This is a genomic window from Acidovorax sp. JMULE5, assembly GCF_013376875.1.
In the GTDB taxonomy this organism is placed as follows: Bacteria; Pseudomonadota; Gammaproteobacteria; order Burkholderiales; family Burkholderiaceae_C; genus Acidovorax; species Acidovorax facilis.
Map to the genome: position 1 here is coordinate 1,424,471 of NZ_CP035951.1, position 18,889 is coordinate 1,443,359.

The window sequence follows — 18,889 nt, forward strand, 5'->3', positions numbered from 1 at the left end:
GGACGCCCTTGGACGAATGTATGGTGGAGCTGGCGGGAATTGAACCCGCGTCCGCAAGCCTTCATCGGGCAGATCTACATGTTTAGCGATCTGATTTGTGTCTCGCCGTCTGTGTCGCGCAGTCGCACGCTACACAGGCCGCCAGCACCCTATTTTCTCGCTCCAACCCAAGGTACCCGGATCAGAGCCAGCCCATGTAATTATCCTTGCAGCCGGGAGGCACTGATTGCTCAGAACCCCCTTGCCCAGCCCATCGGCCAACTGTTGCAAGGCTCACTGGCAATTAAGCAGCGAGTGCGAAACGTTCGTCGTTTGCAGTTAGTTTTTTAAATCGAGATTTACGAGCGTGACTCAAGCTCGACATGCACCACACCGATTCCGAACCCACGTCGAAACCAGGACAGCCCCAGACCCTCTATTTTAGGTGCGTACAAGCAATTGCAAGAGCTCGACCGGAGATTTAATTGCAGCATGGGCGCCCCACTCCGCCGGATTGGTCTTGGCCCCCAGGTATCCGTAGGTTGCTGCGACAGTTCCCATGCCCGCAGCGAGGCCTGCAAGAATGTCGCGCTCATCGTCCCCCACATAGATGCACTGCCCCGGCTCCAGTTTCAAGCGCGACGCCGCTTCGAGCAAAGGGGCTGGATGGGGTTTTGCATGGGGAGTGGTATCTCCGCTGATCACCGCTCCTGCGGTCGCAAACAGTGGAATGGCGCGGGTCAGAGGGTCCGTAAAGCGGGTCGCCTTGTTGGTCACCACGCCCCATGCCAGATTGCGGCGGAGGATCTGGGATACCAGCTCCGGCACCCCCTCAAAAATGCTGGTGCGTTCTGTCATGCACGACTCATAGTTCACGAAGAACTCCTCGCGCATGGTCAGAAAGTCGGGATGGTCGGGCGCCATACCAAATGCCTCGCCCAACATGCCACGGGCTCCAGCACCGGCCATCGGACGATAGCGCTCCAGCGGCAGGGAGGGCAAACCACGGTCCGTGCGCATCTTGTCGGCAGCAGCACCTAAATCAGGGGCACTGTCAATTAGTGTTCCATCCAGGTCAAACAGCACCGCGCGGATATTCTGAAACATTGGCTGGGCCTCAGGCTGCGCGCCGCGTGGCAAACAGGTAGTTCACACTGGTGTCGCGGCTCAACCAGTAACGTTGCGTAAGGGGGTTGTACTCCAGGCCTCGGGTGGTCTGCACGTCAAGGCCCGCACTGCGGCAGCTGGCGGCCAGTTCGCTGGGTCGAATCATCTTGGCGTATTCATGCGTTCCACGGGGCAGCATGTTTAATACATATTCAGCGCCCACAATGGCCAGCATGAAAGCCTTGGCACTTCGGTGTATGGTCGAAAAGAACACCCATCCGCCCGGCTTCACGAGCTCAGAGCAGGCTCGCACAACCGATGCAGGATCAGGCACATGCTCAAGCATTTCCATGCAGGTCACCACGTCAAAGCTGGCGGGTTGCTCTTTGGCGAGCGCCTCCACACTGACTTCCCGGTACTGGATGTTGGTGGTCTGTGCCTCCAGAGCGTGCAACTGGGCCACTCGCAGTGCCTTGGAAGCCAGGTCAATACCCAACACGTCCGCGCCTTTGCGGGCCATGGAGTCGGCCAAAATACCGCCGCCACAGCCAACATCCAGTACGCGCTTGCCTGACAGGCTGCACTGCGTATTGATCCAGTCAAGCCGCAAAGGATTAATCTGGTGCAAGGGGCGAAATTCACTTTCGGGATCCCACCAGCGATGGGCCAATTCCGAAAACTTGGCCAGTTCGGCCGGATCTGCATTGACGATTTCACTCATGCACTGATTCTCCACGACGAAAGGCAATGAACAAAAAACCCCAGACGCAAAAAAGCCCCGATAACGGGGCTTTTTTGGGAAGCAATCCGAGGATTACTTGGAAGCGCGGGTACCAACCACTTCGATTTCCACGCGACGGTTCTTCGCACGGCCTTCGGCAGTCTTGTTGTCAGCCACGGGTTGCTTTTCGCCCTTGCCTTCAGTGTAAACGCGGTTCTTTTCGATGCCCTTGGACACCAAGTAAGCCTTCACGGCTTCGGAACGACGCACAGACAGCTTCTGGTTGTAAGCATCGGAGCCCACGGAGTCGGTATGACCCACGGCAATGATCACTTCCAGGTTGATGCCCTTGACCTTGGAGACCAGGTCATCCAGCTTGGCCTTGCCTTCTGGCTTCAGCACCGACTTGTCGAAGTCGAAGAATGCGTCAGCAGCGTAGGTCACCTTGGTAGCCACAGCAGGAGCTGGAGCGGCAGGAGCTGGAGCAGCGGCAGCAGGAGCTGGGGCAGCAGCAGGAGCGGCAGCAGCAGGAGCTGGAGCAGCGATAGCGCCATCGCAGCCAGGAGCAGCCGTTGCAGGCGTCCAGTTGGCATCGCGCCAGCAGTATTCGTTGGTGCCGTTCTTCCAGACGATGCCAGAAGCGTTTCTCCAGTTGTCAACGGTTTGTGCGCCAGCGGCGGTTGCGAGCGCTGCAGAGGCAAACAACATCGCCACTTTGTTCAGTTTCTTCATGGTTCTCCTCTTGGGGAAAAAGCCGCAGCCGCGCTGCGAATCAGGACGCTTGGAGTGACCATCACCCAAAGCGTTCAAACGATTGTGCCATACGTAACAGGGCAAAAGCGGGGGCACCCGCCTGGGGCCCGTAGGACAAAACCGGAATTGCTTCGATATGTTGCGTGGTCGCTACACGGTCTTACCTCTAAAATGGTTCTCCTTCGCCGCCACCGCAGTCCCCAATGACCCAGTTTGCCAAAGAAACCCTGCCGATCAGCCTCGAAGAAGAGATGCGGCGCAGTTACCTTGATTACGCGATGAGCGTGATCGTGGGCCGGGCCCTGCCCGACGCGCGTGACGGCTTGAAGCCAGTGCACCGCCGCGTGCTTTTTGCGATGCACGAGCTCAACAACGATTGGAACCGGCCTTATAAAAAGTCGGCCCGTATCGTAGGCGACGTGATTGGTAAATACCACCCACACGGTGATTCCGCTGTATACGACACCATCGTGCGGATGGCACAGGATTTTTCGCTGCGCCACATGCTGGTAGACGGCCAAGGAAATTTCGGATCGGTGGATGGCGATAACGCCGCAGCGATGCGGTATACCGAAATCCGCCTGGCCAAAATCGCGCATGAAATGCTGGGCGATATCGATAAGGAAACCGTCGATTTCGGTCCCAACTACGACGGCAGCGAAAAGGAACCGCTGGTATTGCCCAGCAAGCTCCCGAATCTGCTGGTCAATGGTTCGGCCGGTATTGCCGTGGGCATGGCCACCAATATCCCGCCCCACAACCTCAACGAAGTGGTCGATGGCTGCCTGCACATGCTGCGCAACCCCGATGCCACGGTTGATGAGCTGATGGAGATCATTCCCGCGCCCGACTTCCCCACGGCCGGCATCATCTATGGCATCAACGGCGTCAAAGACGGGTACCGCACGGGGCGCGGGCGTGTGATCATGCGCGCCAAGTGCCACTTTGAGGACATCGACCGGGGCCAGCGCCAGGCCATCATCGTCGATGAGCTGCCCTACCAGGTCAACAAAAAGACGCTGCAGGAGCGCATGGCCGAGCTGGTGCACGAGAAGAAGATCGAAGGCATCAGCCACATCCAGGACGAGTCTGACAAGTCGGGCATGCGCCTGGTGATCGAACTCAAGCGCGGCGAAGTGCCCGAGGTAGTGCTCAACAACCTGTACAAGCAGACGCAGCTGCAGGACACGTTCGGCATGAACATGGTGGCGTTGATCGACGGCCAGCCCCGCCTGTGCAACCTGCGCGACCTGATCAGCGTCTTTCTGCAGCACCGCCGTGAAGTGGTCACCCGCCGCACAGTGTTCGAGCTGCGCAAGGCGCGCGATCGTGGCCACGTGCTCGAAGGCTTGGCCGTGGCGCTGGCCAACATCGACGACTTCATCGCCATCATCCGCAACGCGCCCACCCCGCCGGTGGCCAAGGCCGAGCTGATGGCCCGCCCGTGGGACAGCAAGCTGGTGCGCGAGATGCTCACCCGCACGCGTGCCGACGGTGGCGTGATCAATGCTGACGACTATCGCCCCGACGGCCTCGAAAAAGAATTCGGCATGGGCCAGGACGGCCTGTACCGCCTGTCGGAAACGCAGGCCCAGGAAATCCTGCAGATGCGCCTGCAGCGCTTGACCGGCCTGGAGCAAGACAAGATCGTGGCCGAGTACAAGGAGGTCATGGCGGTCATCGAAGACCTGCTGGACATCCTGGCCAAGCCCGAGCGCGTGTCGGTCATCATTGGCGACGAACTCACCTCCATCAAGACCGAGTTTGGTCAGCACAAGCTGGGAGCTCGCCGCAGCATCGTCGAGTACAGCGCGCAGGACCTCTCCACCGAGGACCTGATCACCCCCACCGACATGGTGGTGACGCTCAGCCACACCGGCTACATCAAGAGCCAGCCCCTGTCCGAATACCGTGCCCAGAAGCGCGGCGGACGCGGCAAGCAGGCCACAGCGACCAAGGAAGACGACTGGATCGACCAGCTCTTCATCGCTAACACGCACGACTACATCCTGTGCTTCTCCAACCGAGGCCGCCTGTACTGGCTCAAGGTCTGGGAAGTACCCGCCGGCTCGCGCGGCTCGCGCGGCCGCCCCATCGTGAACATGTTCCCGCTGCAAGACGGCGAAAAAATCAACGTCGTGTTGCCACTGACCGGCGACATGCGCACTTTCCCGGCCGACCGCTATGTGTTCATGGGCACCAGCATGGGTACCGTGAAGAAAACGGCGCTGGATGAATTTAGCAACCCGCGCAAGGGCGGCATCATCGCCGTCAACCTGGATGATGGCGACTACCTGATCGGCGCCGCCCTCACCGATGGCAAACACGACGTGATGCTGTTCAGTGATGGCGGCAAGGCCGTGCGTTTCGACGAAAACGACGTGCGCCCACTGGGCCGTGCGGCACGTGGCGTACGCGGCATGATGCTGGAAGACGGCCAGAGCGTGATCGCCATGCTGGTGGCCGAGGACGAAACCCAGAGCGTGCTCACCGCCACCGAAAACGGCTATGGCAAGCGCACCAGCATCACCGAATACACCCGTCACGGCCGGGGCACCAAGGGCATGATCGCCATCCAGCAAAGCGAGCGCAATGGCAAGGTGGTGGCCGCCACGCTGGTGCATGCTGACGACGAGATCATGCTGATCACCGACAAGGGCGTGCTGGTGCGCACCCGCGTCTCCGAGATCCGCGAACTGGGCCGCGCCACGCAGGGTGTCACGCTGATCGCATTGGACGAAGGCTCCAAGCTCAGCGGGCTGCAACGTATTGTTGAAAACGATGCCAATGTGGCTGAGGGCGAAAGCGAAGGCAACGCCAACGACGGAAACCCGCCAGCCGCCGAAATCCCGGAATCACCAGACGCTTGAGTCAGACCAGCGGGTGCAGCCCCGACGGCGGAGACCCACTGCGCTATTAAAACTGAAGCTGCTAGCGCTTATCTGATAAGCGCTAGCAGCCATTTTGACCAAAAAAATGAAACGCCCATACAACTTCTCGGCCGGCCCGGCCGCCATACCCACCGAAGTCCTGGAGCAGGCCGCCGCCGAGATGCTGGACTGGCATGGCAGCGGCATGGGCGTGATGGAAATGAGCCATCGGGGCAAAGAGTTCCTGTCCATCTACGAACAGGCGGAAGCCGATCTGCGCGAGCTTTTGGCCGTGCCAGCCAACTTCAAAATCCTGTTCATGCAAGGCGGTGGCCTGGCCGAGAACGCGATCGTCCCGCTCAATCTCTCGCGGGCCGGTGTGGTTGATTTTGTGGTGACTGGCAGCTGGAGCCAAAAGTCGCAGAAGGAAGCGCGCAAATACGCATCCGAAGTGAACATCGTTGCCTCCTCCGAAGACACCAGCTTCACCACCGTGCCCGACCCGGCCTCCTGGACGGTGAGCCGGGGTGCGAGCTATTTGCACATCTGCAGCAACGAAACCATCAATGGCACCGAGTTCCACGAGTTGCCCGACCTGAAGGCGCTGGGCAGCGATGCACCGCTGATCATTGACTTCTCTTCCCATGTCGCATCGCGGCCGGTGGACTGGTCACGTGTCGGACTGGCCTTTGGCGGTGCGCAGAAGAACCTCGGGCCTGCAGGCCTCACGCTGGTGATCGTGCGCGAGGACCTGCTGGGCCACGCCCTGCCCGCCTGCCCCAGCGCGTTTGACTACCGCGTGGTGGCAGAAAACCAATCCATGTTCAATACCCCACCCACCTGGGGCATCTACGTTGCAGGCCTGACCTTCCAGTGGCTCAAGCGCCAGACCGAAGGGGCCTTGAGCGGTGTGGCAGCCATGGAGCAGCGCAACATGGCCAAGGCGGATCTTCTCTACAAAGCCATCGACAGCTCGCAGTTGTATGTGAACAAGGTGGCGGCCAACTGCCGCTCGCGCATGAACATTCCGTTCTTCCTGCGCGACGAAAGCCGCAACGAAGCCTTCCTGATCGGCGCCAAGGAGCGCGGCCTGCTGCAGCTCAAGGGCCACAAGTCCGTGGGCGGCATGCGCGCCAGCATCTACAACGCCATGCCCCTGGCGGGCGTGCAGGCGCTGGTGGACTACATGCGAGAATTTGAACAAAAACACGCCTGAGCGGACTACGGCCCACCCACGTTTTCGCGACAGCGCACCGATATTTCCCATCCATGAACACTCCGCAAGCCTCACCCGACCTCGCCAGCCTGCGCGTGCAGATCGACAGCATCGACCAGCAACTGCTCACGCTGCTGAACCAACGGGCGCTCGTGGCCGAACAGGTGGGTGAAGTCAAGAAGCGCGAAGGCACGCCCTTTTTCCGACCCGACCGTGTAGCCCAGGTCATCGACAAGATCACCAACGCCAACCCTGGGCCGCTCAAGGGCGCGCACGTCGCTGCCATCTGGCGCGAGATCATGTCCGCCTGCCTGGCGCTCGAATCGCCCCAGCGTGTGGCCGTGCTGGGCCCCGAGGGCACGTTCTGCGAGCAGGCAGCGATCGAGTTCTTTGGCGGCGCGGCCGACCTGATGTACTGCGCCAACTTCGACGAAGTGTTCCACGCCACAGCCGCTGGCAGCGCGCAGTACGGCGTGGTGGGCGTGGAGAACTCTACCGAAGGCGTGGTCACCCGCTCGCTCGACCTCTTCCTGCACACCCCCACCCACGTAGTGGGCGAAGTCAGCCTGCTCGTGCGCCACAACCTGCTGCGCACCAGCAACTCACTGGATGGCATTGAGGTGGTGCTGGCCCATCCGCAAGCGCTCGCACAATGCCAGGCTTGGTTGTCCAAGCACCTGCCGCATGCCGAGCGCCGCCCGGTGTCCAGCAATGCCGAAGGCGCACGCCTGGCCACCACCAACCCTGCCTGGGCGGCCCTCTCCAGCGAACGTGCAGCCACTCAGTTCGGCTTGCACATCGTCTCCCACGCCATTCAGGACGACGCCTACAACCGCACCCGCTTCGCCATCATCTGCCTGCCGCACACGCTGCAGACGCCACCACCCTCGGGCAAGGACTGCACCAGCCTTGTGGTGTCGGTGCCCAACCGCCCTGGCGCCGTGCACGACCTGCTGGTGCCGCTCAAGACGCACGGTGTGTCCATGACGCGCTTCGAATCGCGCCCCGCCCGCACCGGCCAGTGGGAGTATTACTTCTACATCGATCTCGACGGCCATCCTGCCCAGCCCCATGTGGCCAGGGCGTTGGAAGAACTGCGCAGCCTGTGCGCGTTCTACAAGGTCCTGGGCACCTACCCTGTCTCGTCATAAGGAGCCGTCGCCATGTTCGAACAACTGGGACTGATCGGCTGCGGGCTCATGGGAGGCTCATTCGCCCTGGCCATGAAGAAGGCCGGCCTGGTCAAACGCGTGGTGGGTTACAGCAAATCACCCTCCACCACCGACCGCGCCCGCCAGCTGGGTGTGATCGATGTCGAGGCGCCGTCCGCCTTGCTGGCCGTTGCTGGCGCTGACATTGTGCTGGTGGCCGTGCCCGTGGCCGCCACCGAAGCCACGCTCAAGGCCATCAAGCACCTGGTCACCCCCCAGATGCTGATCATGGACGTGGGCTCCACCAAGGCCGATGTGGTGCAGGCCGCACGCCGCGCCTTGCGCGACCAAGTGGGCTCGTTTGTGCCTGCACATCCAATCACAGGGCGCGAAGTGTCGGGCGTGGAACATGCCGAGGCCGATCTCTACAGCGGGCGGCAGGTGATCCTGACGCCCACCGAACGCACCTTCACCGCGCAGCTGCAAAAAGCCCAGGACATCTGGACGGCCCTGGGCAGCCGTGTGACCAGCATGTCGCCCGAGTCGCACGATGCGGCGTTTGCAGCTGTCAGTCACCTACCCCATGTGCTCGCCTTTGCGATGATGAACAGCATCACGGGCCAGGACACCGGAGACGATTTCCTGTCGCTGGCGGGCCCGGGGTTCCGGGACTTCACGCGCATTGCAGCCAGTGATCCCAAGGTGTGGCGCGACATCCTGCTGTCCAACCGCGACGAGCTGATCGCCCAGTCCAAACTGTTCCAGCAGGCACTGCACACCATCGAGCAGGCCATGCAAAAGGGCGATGCCCAGGCGCTGGAAGACATGCTGACGCTGGCCAGCGAGACCCGGGCGCACTGGCGCATGGGTGCGAAGCGGAAATAACCCCCCTGAGTCGCCTGCGGCGCCTTCCCCCGAGGGGGACGCACCCGGTGGCCTGGCGGAGCCAGTTCCACGGGTGCGCTGGCGTTCGGGGCGCGCCGGTTGCACAGGCTTCTGGCGGCAGAAACGTTCTTTGAGCTGCAATGGACACACCACAACGATGTACAGCACCGCATTCCTAGACCTACCTCCCTTGCAAGCCGCCGCTGGCGAAGTGCACTTGCCTGGCTCCAAGAGCATTTCCAACCGCGTGCTGCTGCTGGCGGCGCTGAGCAATGGCACCACCACCGTGCACGACCTGCTGGCGTCCGACGACACCCGCGTCATGCTCGACGGGCTGCGCCAGATTGGCTGCACCGTGGACGAGGCGGGCAGCACCGTGCACATCACGGGCCTGGGCGGCCGCGCACCGCAGTCGCCGGCCAAGCTCTTCATGGGCAATGCTGGCACTGCCATGCGCCCGCTGACGGCCGCACTGGCCTTGCTGGGCGGTGAATTCGAGCTGTCGGGCGTCCCGCGCATGCACGAGCGCCCTATTGGCGACCTGGTGGATGCACTGCGCCAGCTGGGTTGCCAGATCGACTACCTGGGGAACGACGGCTACCCGCCGCTGCGCATCGCCCACGCCAATGGCGTCCCTGCGCTGGCACTGGCTGCGCCCATCCGCGTGCGCGGCGATGTGTCCAGCCAGTTCCTGACCGCTCTGCTCATGGCATTGCCACTGGCGGCTGGCACCCAGAACATCGTGATTGATGTGGTGGGGGAATTGATCTCCAAGCCCTACATCGCCATCACCCTCCAGCTTCTGGCGCGCTTCGGCATCGTGGTCGAGCACCAGAACTGGCAGCGGTTCACGATTGCGGCGGGCAGCCGCTACCAGTCGCCCGGCACCATCCACGTCGAGGCCGACGCATCATCTGCTAGCTATTTCATAGCGCTTGGCGCAATCACATCAAGCGCCAGCGGCCAAAATGGCATCAAAATTCAAGGCGTGGGCCTCGATTCGATCCAGGGCGACATCCGCTTTGTCGATGCCGCCCGCGCCATGGGTGCCGTGGTCACCGGTGGCCCTAACTGGCTGCACATCCAGCGGGGTGAACCGGGCCAGGGCTGGCCGCTCAAGGCCATTGACCTGGACTGCAACCACATCCCCGATGCCGCCATGACGCTGGCCGTGATGGCGCTGTATGCCGAGGGCACCACCACGCTGCGCAACATCGCCAGCTGGCGCGTGAAGGAAACCGACCGCATCGCCGCCATGGCCAACGAACTGCGCAAGCTTGGAGCCACGGTGGAAGAAGGGGCGGACTTCATCCGCGTCACGCCACCTGCCCAAGTCCAAGACTGGAAAGCGGCCAGCATCCACACCTACGACGACCACCGCGTGGCGATGTGCTTCTCGCTGGCGGCGTTCAACCCAGCGGGCCTGCCCGTGCGCATTGAAGACCCCAAATGCGTGGCGAAGACCTTCCCGGATTACTTTGAAGCCCTGTTCTCGGTGGCAAGCACTGCCACTGGCCACATCCCGGTGATCTGCATCGACGGCCCCACCGCCTCGGGCAAGGGCACCGTGGCGGCTGCGGTCGCGCAGCGCCTGGGCTACCGGTTCCTGGACTCTGGGGCGATGTACCGCATCACGGCCCTCGCCGCCCTGCGCGCTGGCCTGGCCATCAGCCCCGAGCACGAGGCCCGCATTGCCGCCTTGGCGCAGACGCTGCCCGTGCGTTTCGAAGGGGGCCGGGTGTGGCTGGGCAGCGACGATGTAACGGAAGCCATCCGCACCGAAGAGGCCGGCATGAACGCATCCCGCGTCTCTGCCCTGCCCGCCGTGCGGGGGTCGCTCGTGGATCTGCAACACAGCTTCCAGCGTCTGCCGGGGCTGGTGGCCGACGGCCGGGACATGGGCACGGTGATCTTCCCCGAGGCCCCTTTGAAGGTCTATTTGACGGCCAGCGCTGCCTGCCGCGCCGAGCGCCGTTATAAACAGTTGATTTCAAAGGGTTTTTCGGCTAGTATCGCAGACCTCCGCGCAGATCTGGAAGCGCGCGACGCCCGGGACAGCACCCGCAGCGTTGCACCTCTCAAGCCCGCGCAGGACGCTCTGGTCCTGGACAACTCCGATTTGACGATTGAACAAGCCGTTGAAAAGGTGCTGGCTTGGTGGCAAGAGCGTCAACCTTTCGCAAGGTCTGCGCAGGGTTGAAACGTGTGGCGCCTTTTTTAGAACGGGCTCCACAGGCAATGCTGAAAGGCCTTGCCACAGGCCCACGCAACTCCTCTCGCGCGCCAGCGCACAGGTTGTGTGGATCGATAACCTAACCCGCGGTTCTACCGCAAAAAACCACCGCAAGCAGCTATAAAAACAGTAGCAATGGTGCTACTGGAATCCTGTTTGTGGCAAGGAAACACATGTCCGAATCTTTTGCCGCCCTTTTTGAAGAATCTTTGCAGCGCACGGAAATGCGCCCAGGCGAAGTCATCACCGCTGAAGTCGTGCGCGTTGAGCACAACTTCGTGGTCGTGAACGCTGGCCTCAAGTCCGAAGCCTACGTACCGCTGGAAGAGTTCAAGAACGACAAGGGCGAAGTCGAAGTCCAAGTGGGTGACTTCGTGTCGGTGGCCATTGGCTCCATCGAAAACGGCTACGGCGACACCATCCTGTCGCGCGACACCGCCAAGCGTCTGGCTTCGTGGATGAGCCTGGAAAAGGCCCTCGAATCCGGCGAATTCGTCACTGGCACGACCAGCGGCAAGGTCAAGGGCGGTCTGACCGTTCTGGTCAACGGCATCCGCGCATTCCTGCCCGGTTCGCTGATCGATACCCGTCCGATCAAGGATCTGACGCCGTACGAAAACAAGACCATGGAATTCAAGGTCATCAAGCTGGACCGCAAGCGCAACAACGTGGTGCTGAGCCGCCGCGCTGTGGTGGAAGCCTCCATGGGCGAAGAGCGCGCCAAGCTGATGGAAACCCTGAAGGAAGGCTCCATCGTTCAAGGCGTGGTCAAGAACATCACCGAATACGGTGCGTTCGTGGACCTGGGCGGCATCGACGGCCTGCTGCACATCACCGACATGGCATGGCGCCGTGTGCGTCACCCCTCCGAAGTGGTGACAGCTGGCCAGGAAATCACGGCCAAGATCCTGAAGTTCGACACCGAAAAGAACCGCGTGTCCCTGGGTCTGAAGCAAATGGGCGACGACCCATGGATGGGCGTGAACCGCCGCTACCCCCAAGGCACCCGCCTGTTCGGCAAGATCACGAACATTGCCGACTACGGCGCGTTCGTCGAACTCGAACCCGGCATCGAAGGCCTGGTGCACGTGTCTGAAATGGACTGGACCAACAAGAACATCGCTCCCGCCAAGCTGGTTTCGCTGGGCGACGAAGTCGAAGTCATGATTCTGGAAATCGACGAAGACAAGCGCCGTATCAGCCTGGGCATGAAGCAGTGCAAGGCCAACCCATGGCAAGAGTTCGCACAGGACACGAAGCGCGGCGACCGCGTCAAGGGTCCTATCAAGTCGATCACCGACTTCGGCGTGTTCGTGGGCCTGGCTGCCGGCATCGACGGCCTGGTGCATTTGTCTGACCTTTCGTGGAACGAAGCCGGCGAAGCCGCAGTTCGCAACTACAAGAAGGGCCAGGAAGTGGAAGCCATCGTGCTGGCCGTGGACGTGGACCGCGAACGCATCTCGCTGGGCATCAAGCAGCTCGACGGTGACCCATTCACGACCTTCGTGACGGTGAACGACAAGGGCCAGACGGTGACCGGCAAGGTCAAGACCGTGGACGCCCGTGGCGCTGAAATCGACCTCGGCGAAGACATCGTGGGTTACCTGCGCGCTTCGGAAATCTCCCGCGACCGCGTGGAAGATGCCCGCAACGTGCTCAAGGAAGGCGACGAAGTCACGGCCGTGGTGGTCAATGTGGATCGCAAGACCCGCAACATCCAGCTGTCGATCAAGCAAAAGGACATGGCTGACGAACAAGGCGCCATGGCCAACCTGAGCCAACAGTCCAGCCGCGAAAGCGCCGGCACGACCAGCCTGGGCGCCCTGCTGCGCGCCAAGCTGGACAACTCGGAAAAGTAAAGCGCTGACCCGTTGAGGAGCCTCAGCGCACATTGCGCGGTAAGCTCCTTGTACGGTCAGACAGCGGGCGCCTCGGCGCCCGCTCTTTTTTCAGCAAAGACCTGCCCACCCGCAGCCTGCCCATGCCCCAAGATTCCATGACCCGCTCAGACCTCGTTGAAGAACTGGCCGCGCGCTTTGGTCAGCTCACCCATCGAGATGCCGAATACGCCGTCAAGACCATCCTGGACGCCGTGGGCGAGGCCCTGGTGCGTGGGCACCGCATCGAGATCCGGGGCTTTGGCAGCTTCTCGGTAAACCACCGCCCACCCCGCATGGGACGCAATCCGCGCAGCGGCGAGGCCGTGGCCATCCCTGAAAAACGGGTGCCCCATTTCAAGCCTGGCAAGGCCCTGCGTGAAGCCGTGGACAAGCGCACCGCCGAGATGGAAGAAAACTCGGGTGCCGCCAGCAGCACAACCATTCAAAAATAATAGCTGCTCGCGCTTTACAGATAAGCGCTAGAGGCCTATTTGACTTGAATTCTTATCCTGCAAGGGCCATACGGCCCAGCAGGCACAAGCTCTTAGAATCGCCCCACCACTGGGGAGACCGATGAAATACCTCCTGTGGCTGCTCAAGGCAGCCATTTTTTTTACGCTGTTTGCCTTCGCGCTGAACAACCAGCAGGACGCCACCGTGCACTTCTTCTTTGGCACGCAATGGCGCGCGCCGTTGGTGCTGGTGGTGTTGACCGCATTTTCAGCGGGCCTGGCCGTGGGAGTGCTGGGCATGGTGCCGCGCTGGTGGAGGCACCGCACCGCAGCGCGACGCGCCCATGCAGCGGTGGCAGCGCCTATGCCCGTGGCATCCTCCGCAGCAGCGGGCTCCATGCCCCCCGCCCCGCCACCACCGCCCGACCTGCCTTCAGCCCATGGAATTTGACCTGACCTGGATCCTGCTGGGTCTGCCCGTGGCCTTTGTGCTGGGTTGGCTGGCTTCGCGTTTTGACCTGCGCCAACTGCGTGCAGAAAACCGCCGCGCGCCCAAGGCCTACTTCAAGGGCCTGAACTTCCTGCTCAACGAGCAGCAGGACCAGGCCATCGACGCCTTCATCGAGGCCGTGCAGAACGACCCCGACACCTCCGAACTGCACTTTGCCCTCGGCAATCTGTTCCGCCGCCGGGGCGAATACGACCGCGCCGTGCGCGTGCACGAGCACCTGCTCTCGCGCGGTGACCTCTCCCGCACCGACCGCGAACGTGCCCAGCACGCGCTGGCGCTCGACTTCCTCAAGGCCGGCCTGCTCGACCGCGCGGAAGAAGCCTTGCACCGCCTGGAAGGCACCCCCTTCGAGGCCCAGGCCCGCCTGGCGCTGCTGGCCATTTATGAACGCTCACGCGACTGGCCCCACGCAGCCACCATCGCCCGAAAGATGCACGACGCGGACCAGGGCGACTTCAGCACCCGCCAGGCCCACTACCTGTGCGAGCAGGCGCTGGCGCTGAGTGCCCAGGGCGACCTGCCCGGTGCCCAGGCCTTGCTGGAGCAGGCCGTGGCCGCCGCCCCTGAAGCCGCACGCGCGCGCATTGAGCTGGCGCGCCTGCAGCGCCTCATGGGGCAACCGGCGGCAGTGCTGGCCACACTCAAGGCCCTGGGCGAGCGCAACCCCGCCGCACTGCCACTGGCCGCCCCGCTGATGGTCGAGGCCGCCACGGCCGCCGGGCGCACCGAAGAGGTCCACGCCCTGCTCCAGGCCCACTATGCGCAGGCCCCTTCGCTGGATGTGCTGGAAAGCATCGTGGCCATGGAAACCACCGACGAGGCCACCCGCCCCTCCGCCCGGCAGCGCTACGTGGAGCACCTGGACAAGGAGCGCTCGCTGGTCGCCGCTGCCAAATGGCTGGCCACCGAAAAGCTGGAACACGAAGAGTTCCACCCCCAGATCCAGCGCGCGCTGGACCACGCGGTCAAGCCCCTGACCCGCTACCGCTGTGCGGCCTGTGGCTTCGAGGCCCGCCAGCATTTCTGGCAATGCCCCGGCTGCCAGACATGGGACAGCTACCCTGCGCGGCGAGTGGAAGAGCTCTGAAACAACTGGCAACATCGCGTTGCCAGCGCTGGATAAGATGGCCGCGCGGTGCCTTCCGCGTTGCGCACAAAGAGCCATTCATTCATCCACACCGAGGGAGTTTCATCGTGTTCAAAAAAATACTGCTCATCATCACCCTGTTGTATGCCGCTGCCGCTTTTGCAGCGGTGGACGTGAACAAGGCCACCGCCGCTGAGTTGGATGGCATCAAGGGCATCGGCCCCGGTCTCTCTACCAAGATCCTGGACGAGCGCAAGAACGGCAACTTCAAGGACTGGAGCGACTTCATTGCTCGGGTGGGTGGCGTGGGCGAGAAAACAGCGGCCAAATTCTCCACCGAAGGTCTCACCGTGAACGGAAAGAAGTTCAGCGCCGCCGCAGTGGCCAAGGCCGAAGCAAAAGCCAGTGCGAAGGCCGAAAAGGCAGACAAGAGAAACAAGGACACCGCCAGCAAAGGCAAGAAGGACGAAAAGCCCGCTGACGCAGCAGCGGTGGTGCAGACCCCCGCTGCCCCAGCCACGGCAGCCACCGCTGCAGACAGTGCTACCAAAAAATAAGCACGCCACACAGACCACAAGCCCGCCTCAGCGGGCTTTGTTTTTTGGCGTAGACCTCAGCACGCGGCGCCTTCCACGGCGAGGACGGGGCAGGGTTTTTAGGGTCTCCCTCTAAAATCATTCGCGCATGCCCCTGATCACGCTCATCCTTCTTCCCTTCATCGGCAGCCTGCTGGCAGCGGTTCTGCCCTCCAACGCCCGCAATACCGAGTCCACCCTGGCAGGACTCATCGCCCTGTTCTGCACCGTGCAGGCGGCGCTCTACTTCCCGGAGATTGCGGACGGCGGCGTGATCCGGCAAGAGCTGGCCTGGCTCCCCGCCTTGGGCCTAAACCTCGTCATCCGCATGGATGGCTTTGCCTGGATGTTCTGCATGCTGGTGCTGGGCGTGGGCAGCCTGGTGGTGCTGTATGCGCGCTACTACATGTCGGCCGCCGACCCGGTGCCACGCTTCTTCTCGTTTTTTCTGGCGTTCATGGGAGCGATGGCGGGTGTGGTGCTGTCGGGCAACATCATCCAGATTGCGTTTTTCTGGGAGCTGACCAGCCTGTTCTCCTTCCTGCTGATCGGCTACTGGCACCACCGCAAGGATGCCCGGCGCGGTGCGCGGATGGCGCTGACAGTTACAGGCACGGGCGGCCTGTGCATGCTGGCCGGCATGCTGGTGCTGGGCCACATCGTGGGCAGCTACGACCTCGACCACGTGCTGGCCGCAGGCGCGTTGATCAAGGCGCACCCACTGTACGTCGCCGCGCTGGTGCTGATCCTGCTGGGCGCGCTGACCAAAAGCGCGCAGTTCCCGTTCCACTTCTGGCTGCCCCACGCCATGGCCGCGCCCACGCCCGTGTCGGCCTACCTGCACTCGGCCACCATGGTGAAAGCCGGTGTGTTCCTGATGGCCCGGTTGTGGCCCGCACTGTCGGGCACGGAAGAGTGGTTCTGGCTGGTGGGCGGCGCGGGGCTGGCCACGCTGCTGGTCGGTGGCTACGCGGCGATGTTCCAGAACGACCTCAAGGGATTGCTGGCCTACTCGACCATCTCGCACCTCGGGCTCATCACGCTGCTGCTGGGCCTGAACAGCCCGCTGGCCGCCGTGGCCGCCGTGTTCCACATCATGAACCACGCGACCTTCAAAGCCTCGCTGTTCATGGCCGTGGGCATTGTGGACCATGAAAGCGGTACGCGGGACATCCGGCGCCTGTCGGGCCTGCGCAGGATGATGCCCATCACCGCCACGCTGGCCATGGTGGCCAGCGCGGCCATGGCGGGCGTACCGCTGCTCAACGGCTTCCTGTCCAAGGAAATGTTCTTTGCCGAGACGGTGTACGTGAACACCACGCCGATGCTCGAATGGCTGCTGCCCGTCGCCGCCACAGTGGCCGGCATGTTCAGCGTGGCGTATTCGCTGCGCTTCACGGTGGATGTGTTCTTTGGCCCACCCGCCACCGACCTGCCGCGCCCGCCGCACGAGCCGCCGCACTGGATGCGCGTTCCGGTCGAGCTGCTGGTGCTGGCCTGCCTGGTGGTGGGCACGCTGCCCGCATGGTCGGTGGGGGCCTATCTGGCCGCCGCCGCGCGGCCCGTGGTGGGGGGCGAGCTGCCCACGTACAGCCTGGCGGTCTGGCATGGGTTCAACACCCCGTTTGTAATGAGCCTGGTGGCCCTGGGCGGAGGCATTGCACTGTATGCGCTGCTGCGCTGGCAGCGCGCGCGGGGCACGCTGGATGCACCGCCCCTCATGCACTACCTGAGCGGCCAGCGCATGTTCGAGCACCTGCTGGCCGCCCTCACGCTGGCGGGCCGCAAAGGCCGCCGCCTGCTGGGCACCAGCCGCCTGCAGTGGCAGATGCTGTGGCTGGCCGCAGCGGCCCTGGTGGCGGGTACCCTGCCCCTGTGGGCGCGGGGCTTGCCCATTGGCGACCGGGTGCAGCTGCCGCTGTCCCCCGCCTTTGCGCTGCTGTGGTTGCTGGGCGCCGTGTGCGCCGTGGCGGCGGCCTGGCAGGCCAAGTACCACCGGCTGGCCGCCCTCACACTGCTGGGCGGCTCGGGCCTGTGTGTGTGCCTGACCTTTCTGTGGTTCTCGGCGCCCGACCTTGCGCTCACACAGATCGTGGTGGAGATCGTGACCACCATCCTCATCCTGCTGGGCCTGCGCTGGCTGCCCCGCCGCGACGAAAGCCTGCGCGTGCCCACCCTGGCCGAAGAGCGCCGGACCCAGCTGCGCCGCTACCGGGACCTGGCACTGGCGTTGAGCGCGGGCGCAGGCATGGCGCTGTTGTCGTTCGCGATGATGAGCCGCCCTTTCCCCGACAGCACCTCCACCTTCTTCCTGGAGCGCGCCCTTACCGACGGGGGCGGCACCAACGTGGTCAACGTCATGCTGGTGGACTTCCGGGGCTTTGACACCTTTGGCGAGATCGTGGTACTGGGCATTGTGGCGCTCACGGTGTATGCGCTGCTGCGGCGCTTCCGCCCTGCGCGCGAGGTGATGGACCTGCCGCCCCAGCAGCGCGCCCTGCCCGCCGATGTGGACACCGACCTGACCAACCCGCGCCAGACCGCCGACACCGCCGTCGGATACCTCATGGTGCCTGCGGTGCTGGTGCGGCTGATGCTGCCGTTTGCCACGCTGGTCGCGGTCTACCTCTTCATGCGCGGCCACAACGAGCCCGGCGGCGGGTTTGTGGCAGGGCTGGTGTTCTCGGTGGCCCTGCTGCTGCAGTACATCGTCTCGGGCACGTCATGGGTCGAGGCGCATCTGCCCCTGTACCCACGCCGCTGGATCGGCGTGGGCCTTCTAGCCGCGCTGGCCACCGGGCTGGGCGCACTGGCCTGGGGCTATCCGTTCCTGACCAGCCACACGGCCCATTGGCACCTGCCGGTGGTGGGCGAGATCCATGTAGCCAGCGCGCTGTTCTTCGACATCGGCGTGTTCACCCTGGTGGTGGGCTCCACCATGCTCATCCTCACCGGCATTGCCCACCAGTCGGTGCGCAGCCACCGCTACAACAATGCGCGCGCCGACGACGAGGCGGCAGAACAAGCCGCTGCTGCCACAGCGCCCACCACCCGGGGAGAAACTGCATGGAACTGATACTGGCCCTGGCCATCGGTGTGCTCACCGGCTCCGGCGTATGGCTGCTGCTGCGGCCCCGCACCTTCCAGGTCATCATGGGCCTGTCGCTGCTGTCGTACGCCGTCAACCTGTTCATCTTCAGCATGGGCCGCCTGGGCCTGGCGATTGACAAGGAGCCCGTGCTGCAACCCGGCCTGCCGCAAGACCTGGCCCACTATGCCGACCCCATGCCCCAGGCGCTCACGCTCACGGCCATCGTGATCGGCTTTGCCATGACGGCCCTGTTCCTGGTGGTGCTACTGGCATCGCGCGGCATGGCGGGCACTGACCATGTGGATGGCACTCGCGCCAAAGACGCCCAGGAGATGCCGTGAATAAAGACACCCCCCTGAGGCGCTTCGCGCCTTCCCC

Annotated in this window: 15 protein-coding genes and 1 other RNA gene; 12 read left to right on the forward strand and 4 right to left on the reverse strand. The window is 63.2% G+C overall.

Features of this window, described 5'->3' with window-relative positions; all coding sequences use genetic code 11:
- Positions 1-21 precede the first annotated feature (21 nt).
- The 4 genes from ssrA to ompA all read right to left on the reverse strand — a co-directional run bounded on the left by ssrA (position 22) and on the right by ompA (position 2,539).
- Positions 22-408, reverse strand: a transfer-messenger RNA (tmRNA) gene (ssrA, locus tag EXV95_RS06435).
- A gap of 12 nt (positions 409-420) precedes the next feature.
- On the reverse strand, positions 421-1,086 hold the full coding sequence (locus tag EXV95_RS06440; RefSeq protein WP_176886246.1) for an HAD-IA family hydrolase: 666 nt from the start codon (positions 1,084-1,086) through the stop codon (positions 421-423).
- A 10-nt stretch (positions 1,087-1,096) separates the two neighbouring features.
- Complete coding sequence (gene ubiG, locus EXV95_RS06445; RefSeq protein WP_176886247.1) at positions 1,097-1,807, reverse strand: bifunctional 2-polyprenyl-6-hydroxyphenol methylase/3-demethylubiquinol 3-O-methyltransferase UbiG; 711 nt, start codon at positions 1,805-1,807, stop codon at positions 1,097-1,099.
- A 93-nt stretch (positions 1,808-1,900) separates the two neighbouring features.
- Entirely contained in the window at positions 1,901-2,539 is a 639-nt protein-coding gene (ompA, locus tag EXV95_RS06450) for an outer membrane protein OmpA (protein ID WP_055402503.1), read from the reverse strand.
- 224 nt (positions 2,540-2,763) lie between these two features.
- Here ompA and gyrA point away from each other — a divergent pair, with 224 nt between their 5' ends.
- From gyrA to EXV95_RS06510, 12 genes are all read left to right on the forward strand, one after another.
- A complete protein-coding gene (gene gyrA / locus EXV95_RS06455) occupies positions 2,764-5,430 on the forward strand; it encodes a DNA gyrase subunit A (protein WP_176886248.1) in 2,667 nt (888 codons plus the stop codon).
- A gap of 106 nt (positions 5,431-5,536) precedes the next feature.
- On the forward strand, positions 5,537-6,646 hold the full coding sequence (serC, locus tag EXV95_RS06460) for a 3-phosphoserine/phosphohydroxythreonine transaminase (RefSeq protein ID WP_176886249.1): 1,110 nt from the start codon (positions 5,537-5,539) through the stop codon (positions 6,644-6,646).
- Positions 6,647-6,699: 53 nt separating this feature from the next.
- Positions 6,700-7,797, forward strand: a complete 1,098-nt coding sequence (pheA, locus tag EXV95_RS06465) for a prephenate dehydratase (protein WP_121420410.1) — start codon at positions 6,700-6,702, stop codon at positions 7,795-7,797.
- Positions 7,798-7,809: 12 nt separating this feature from the next.
- The gene (locus EXV95_RS06470) at positions 7,810-8,682 is read left to right on the forward strand and encodes a prephenate dehydrogenase (RefSeq protein WP_055402512.1); all 873 of its coding nucleotides are present in this window, start codon (positions 7,810-7,812) and stop codon (positions 8,680-8,682) included.
- 157 nt (positions 8,683-8,839) lie between these two features.
- Positions 8,840-10,882 (forward strand): bifunctional 3-phosphoshikimate 1-carboxyvinyltransferase/cytidylate kinase, encoded by a 2,043-nt coding sequence (locus EXV95_RS06475; protein WP_176886250.1) that lies wholly within the window; start codon positions 8,840-8,842, stop codon positions 10,880-10,882.
- A 206-nt stretch (positions 10,883-11,088) separates the two neighbouring features.
- Positions 11,089-12,774 carry a 30S ribosomal protein S1 gene (gene rpsA, locus EXV95_RS06480; RefSeq protein WP_176886251.1) on the forward strand — a complete coding sequence of 562 codons (1,686 nt, stop codon included), beginning with the start codon at positions 11,089-11,091 and terminating at the stop codon, positions 12,772-12,774.
- A gap of 122 nt (positions 12,775-12,896) precedes the next feature.
- Entirely contained in the window at positions 12,897-13,247 is a 351-nt protein-coding gene (locus EXV95_RS06485) for an integration host factor subunit beta (RefSeq protein ID WP_055402517.1), read from the forward strand.
- A 121-nt stretch (positions 13,248-13,368) separates the two neighbouring features.
- Positions 13,369-13,698 (forward strand): lipopolysaccharide assembly LapA domain-containing protein, encoded by a 330-nt coding sequence (locus EXV95_RS06490; RefSeq protein ID WP_176886252.1) that lies wholly within the window; start codon positions 13,369-13,371, stop codon positions 13,696-13,698.
- Entirely contained in the window at positions 13,688-14,845 is a 1,158-nt protein-coding gene (gene lapB / locus EXV95_RS06495; RefSeq protein ID WP_176886253.1) for a lipopolysaccharide assembly protein LapB, read from the forward strand. The genes EXV95_RS06490 and lapB overlap by 11 nt, the downstream gene beginning before the upstream one ends.
- A gap of 107 nt (positions 14,846-14,952) precedes the next feature.
- Positions 14,953-15,402 carry a helix-hairpin-helix domain-containing protein gene (locus EXV95_RS06500; RefSeq protein WP_176886254.1) on the forward strand — a complete coding sequence of 150 codons (450 nt, stop codon included), beginning with the start codon at positions 14,953-14,955 and terminating at the stop codon, positions 15,400-15,402.
- A gap of 127 nt (positions 15,403-15,529) precedes the next feature.
- The gene (locus tag EXV95_RS06505) at positions 15,530-18,496 is read left to right on the forward strand and encodes a monovalent cation/H+ antiporter subunit A (RefSeq protein WP_176886255.1); all 2,967 of its coding nucleotides are present in this window, start codon (positions 15,530-15,532) and stop codon (positions 18,494-18,496) included.
- Complete coding sequence (locus tag EXV95_RS06510; RefSeq protein ID WP_010465754.1) at positions 18,487-18,852, forward strand: Na+/H+ antiporter subunit C; 366 nt, start codon at positions 18,487-18,489, stop codon at positions 18,850-18,852. Before EXV95_RS06505 ends, EXV95_RS06510 begins: the two co-directional genes overlap by 10 nt.
- Positions 18,853-18,889 lie beyond the last annotated feature (37 nt).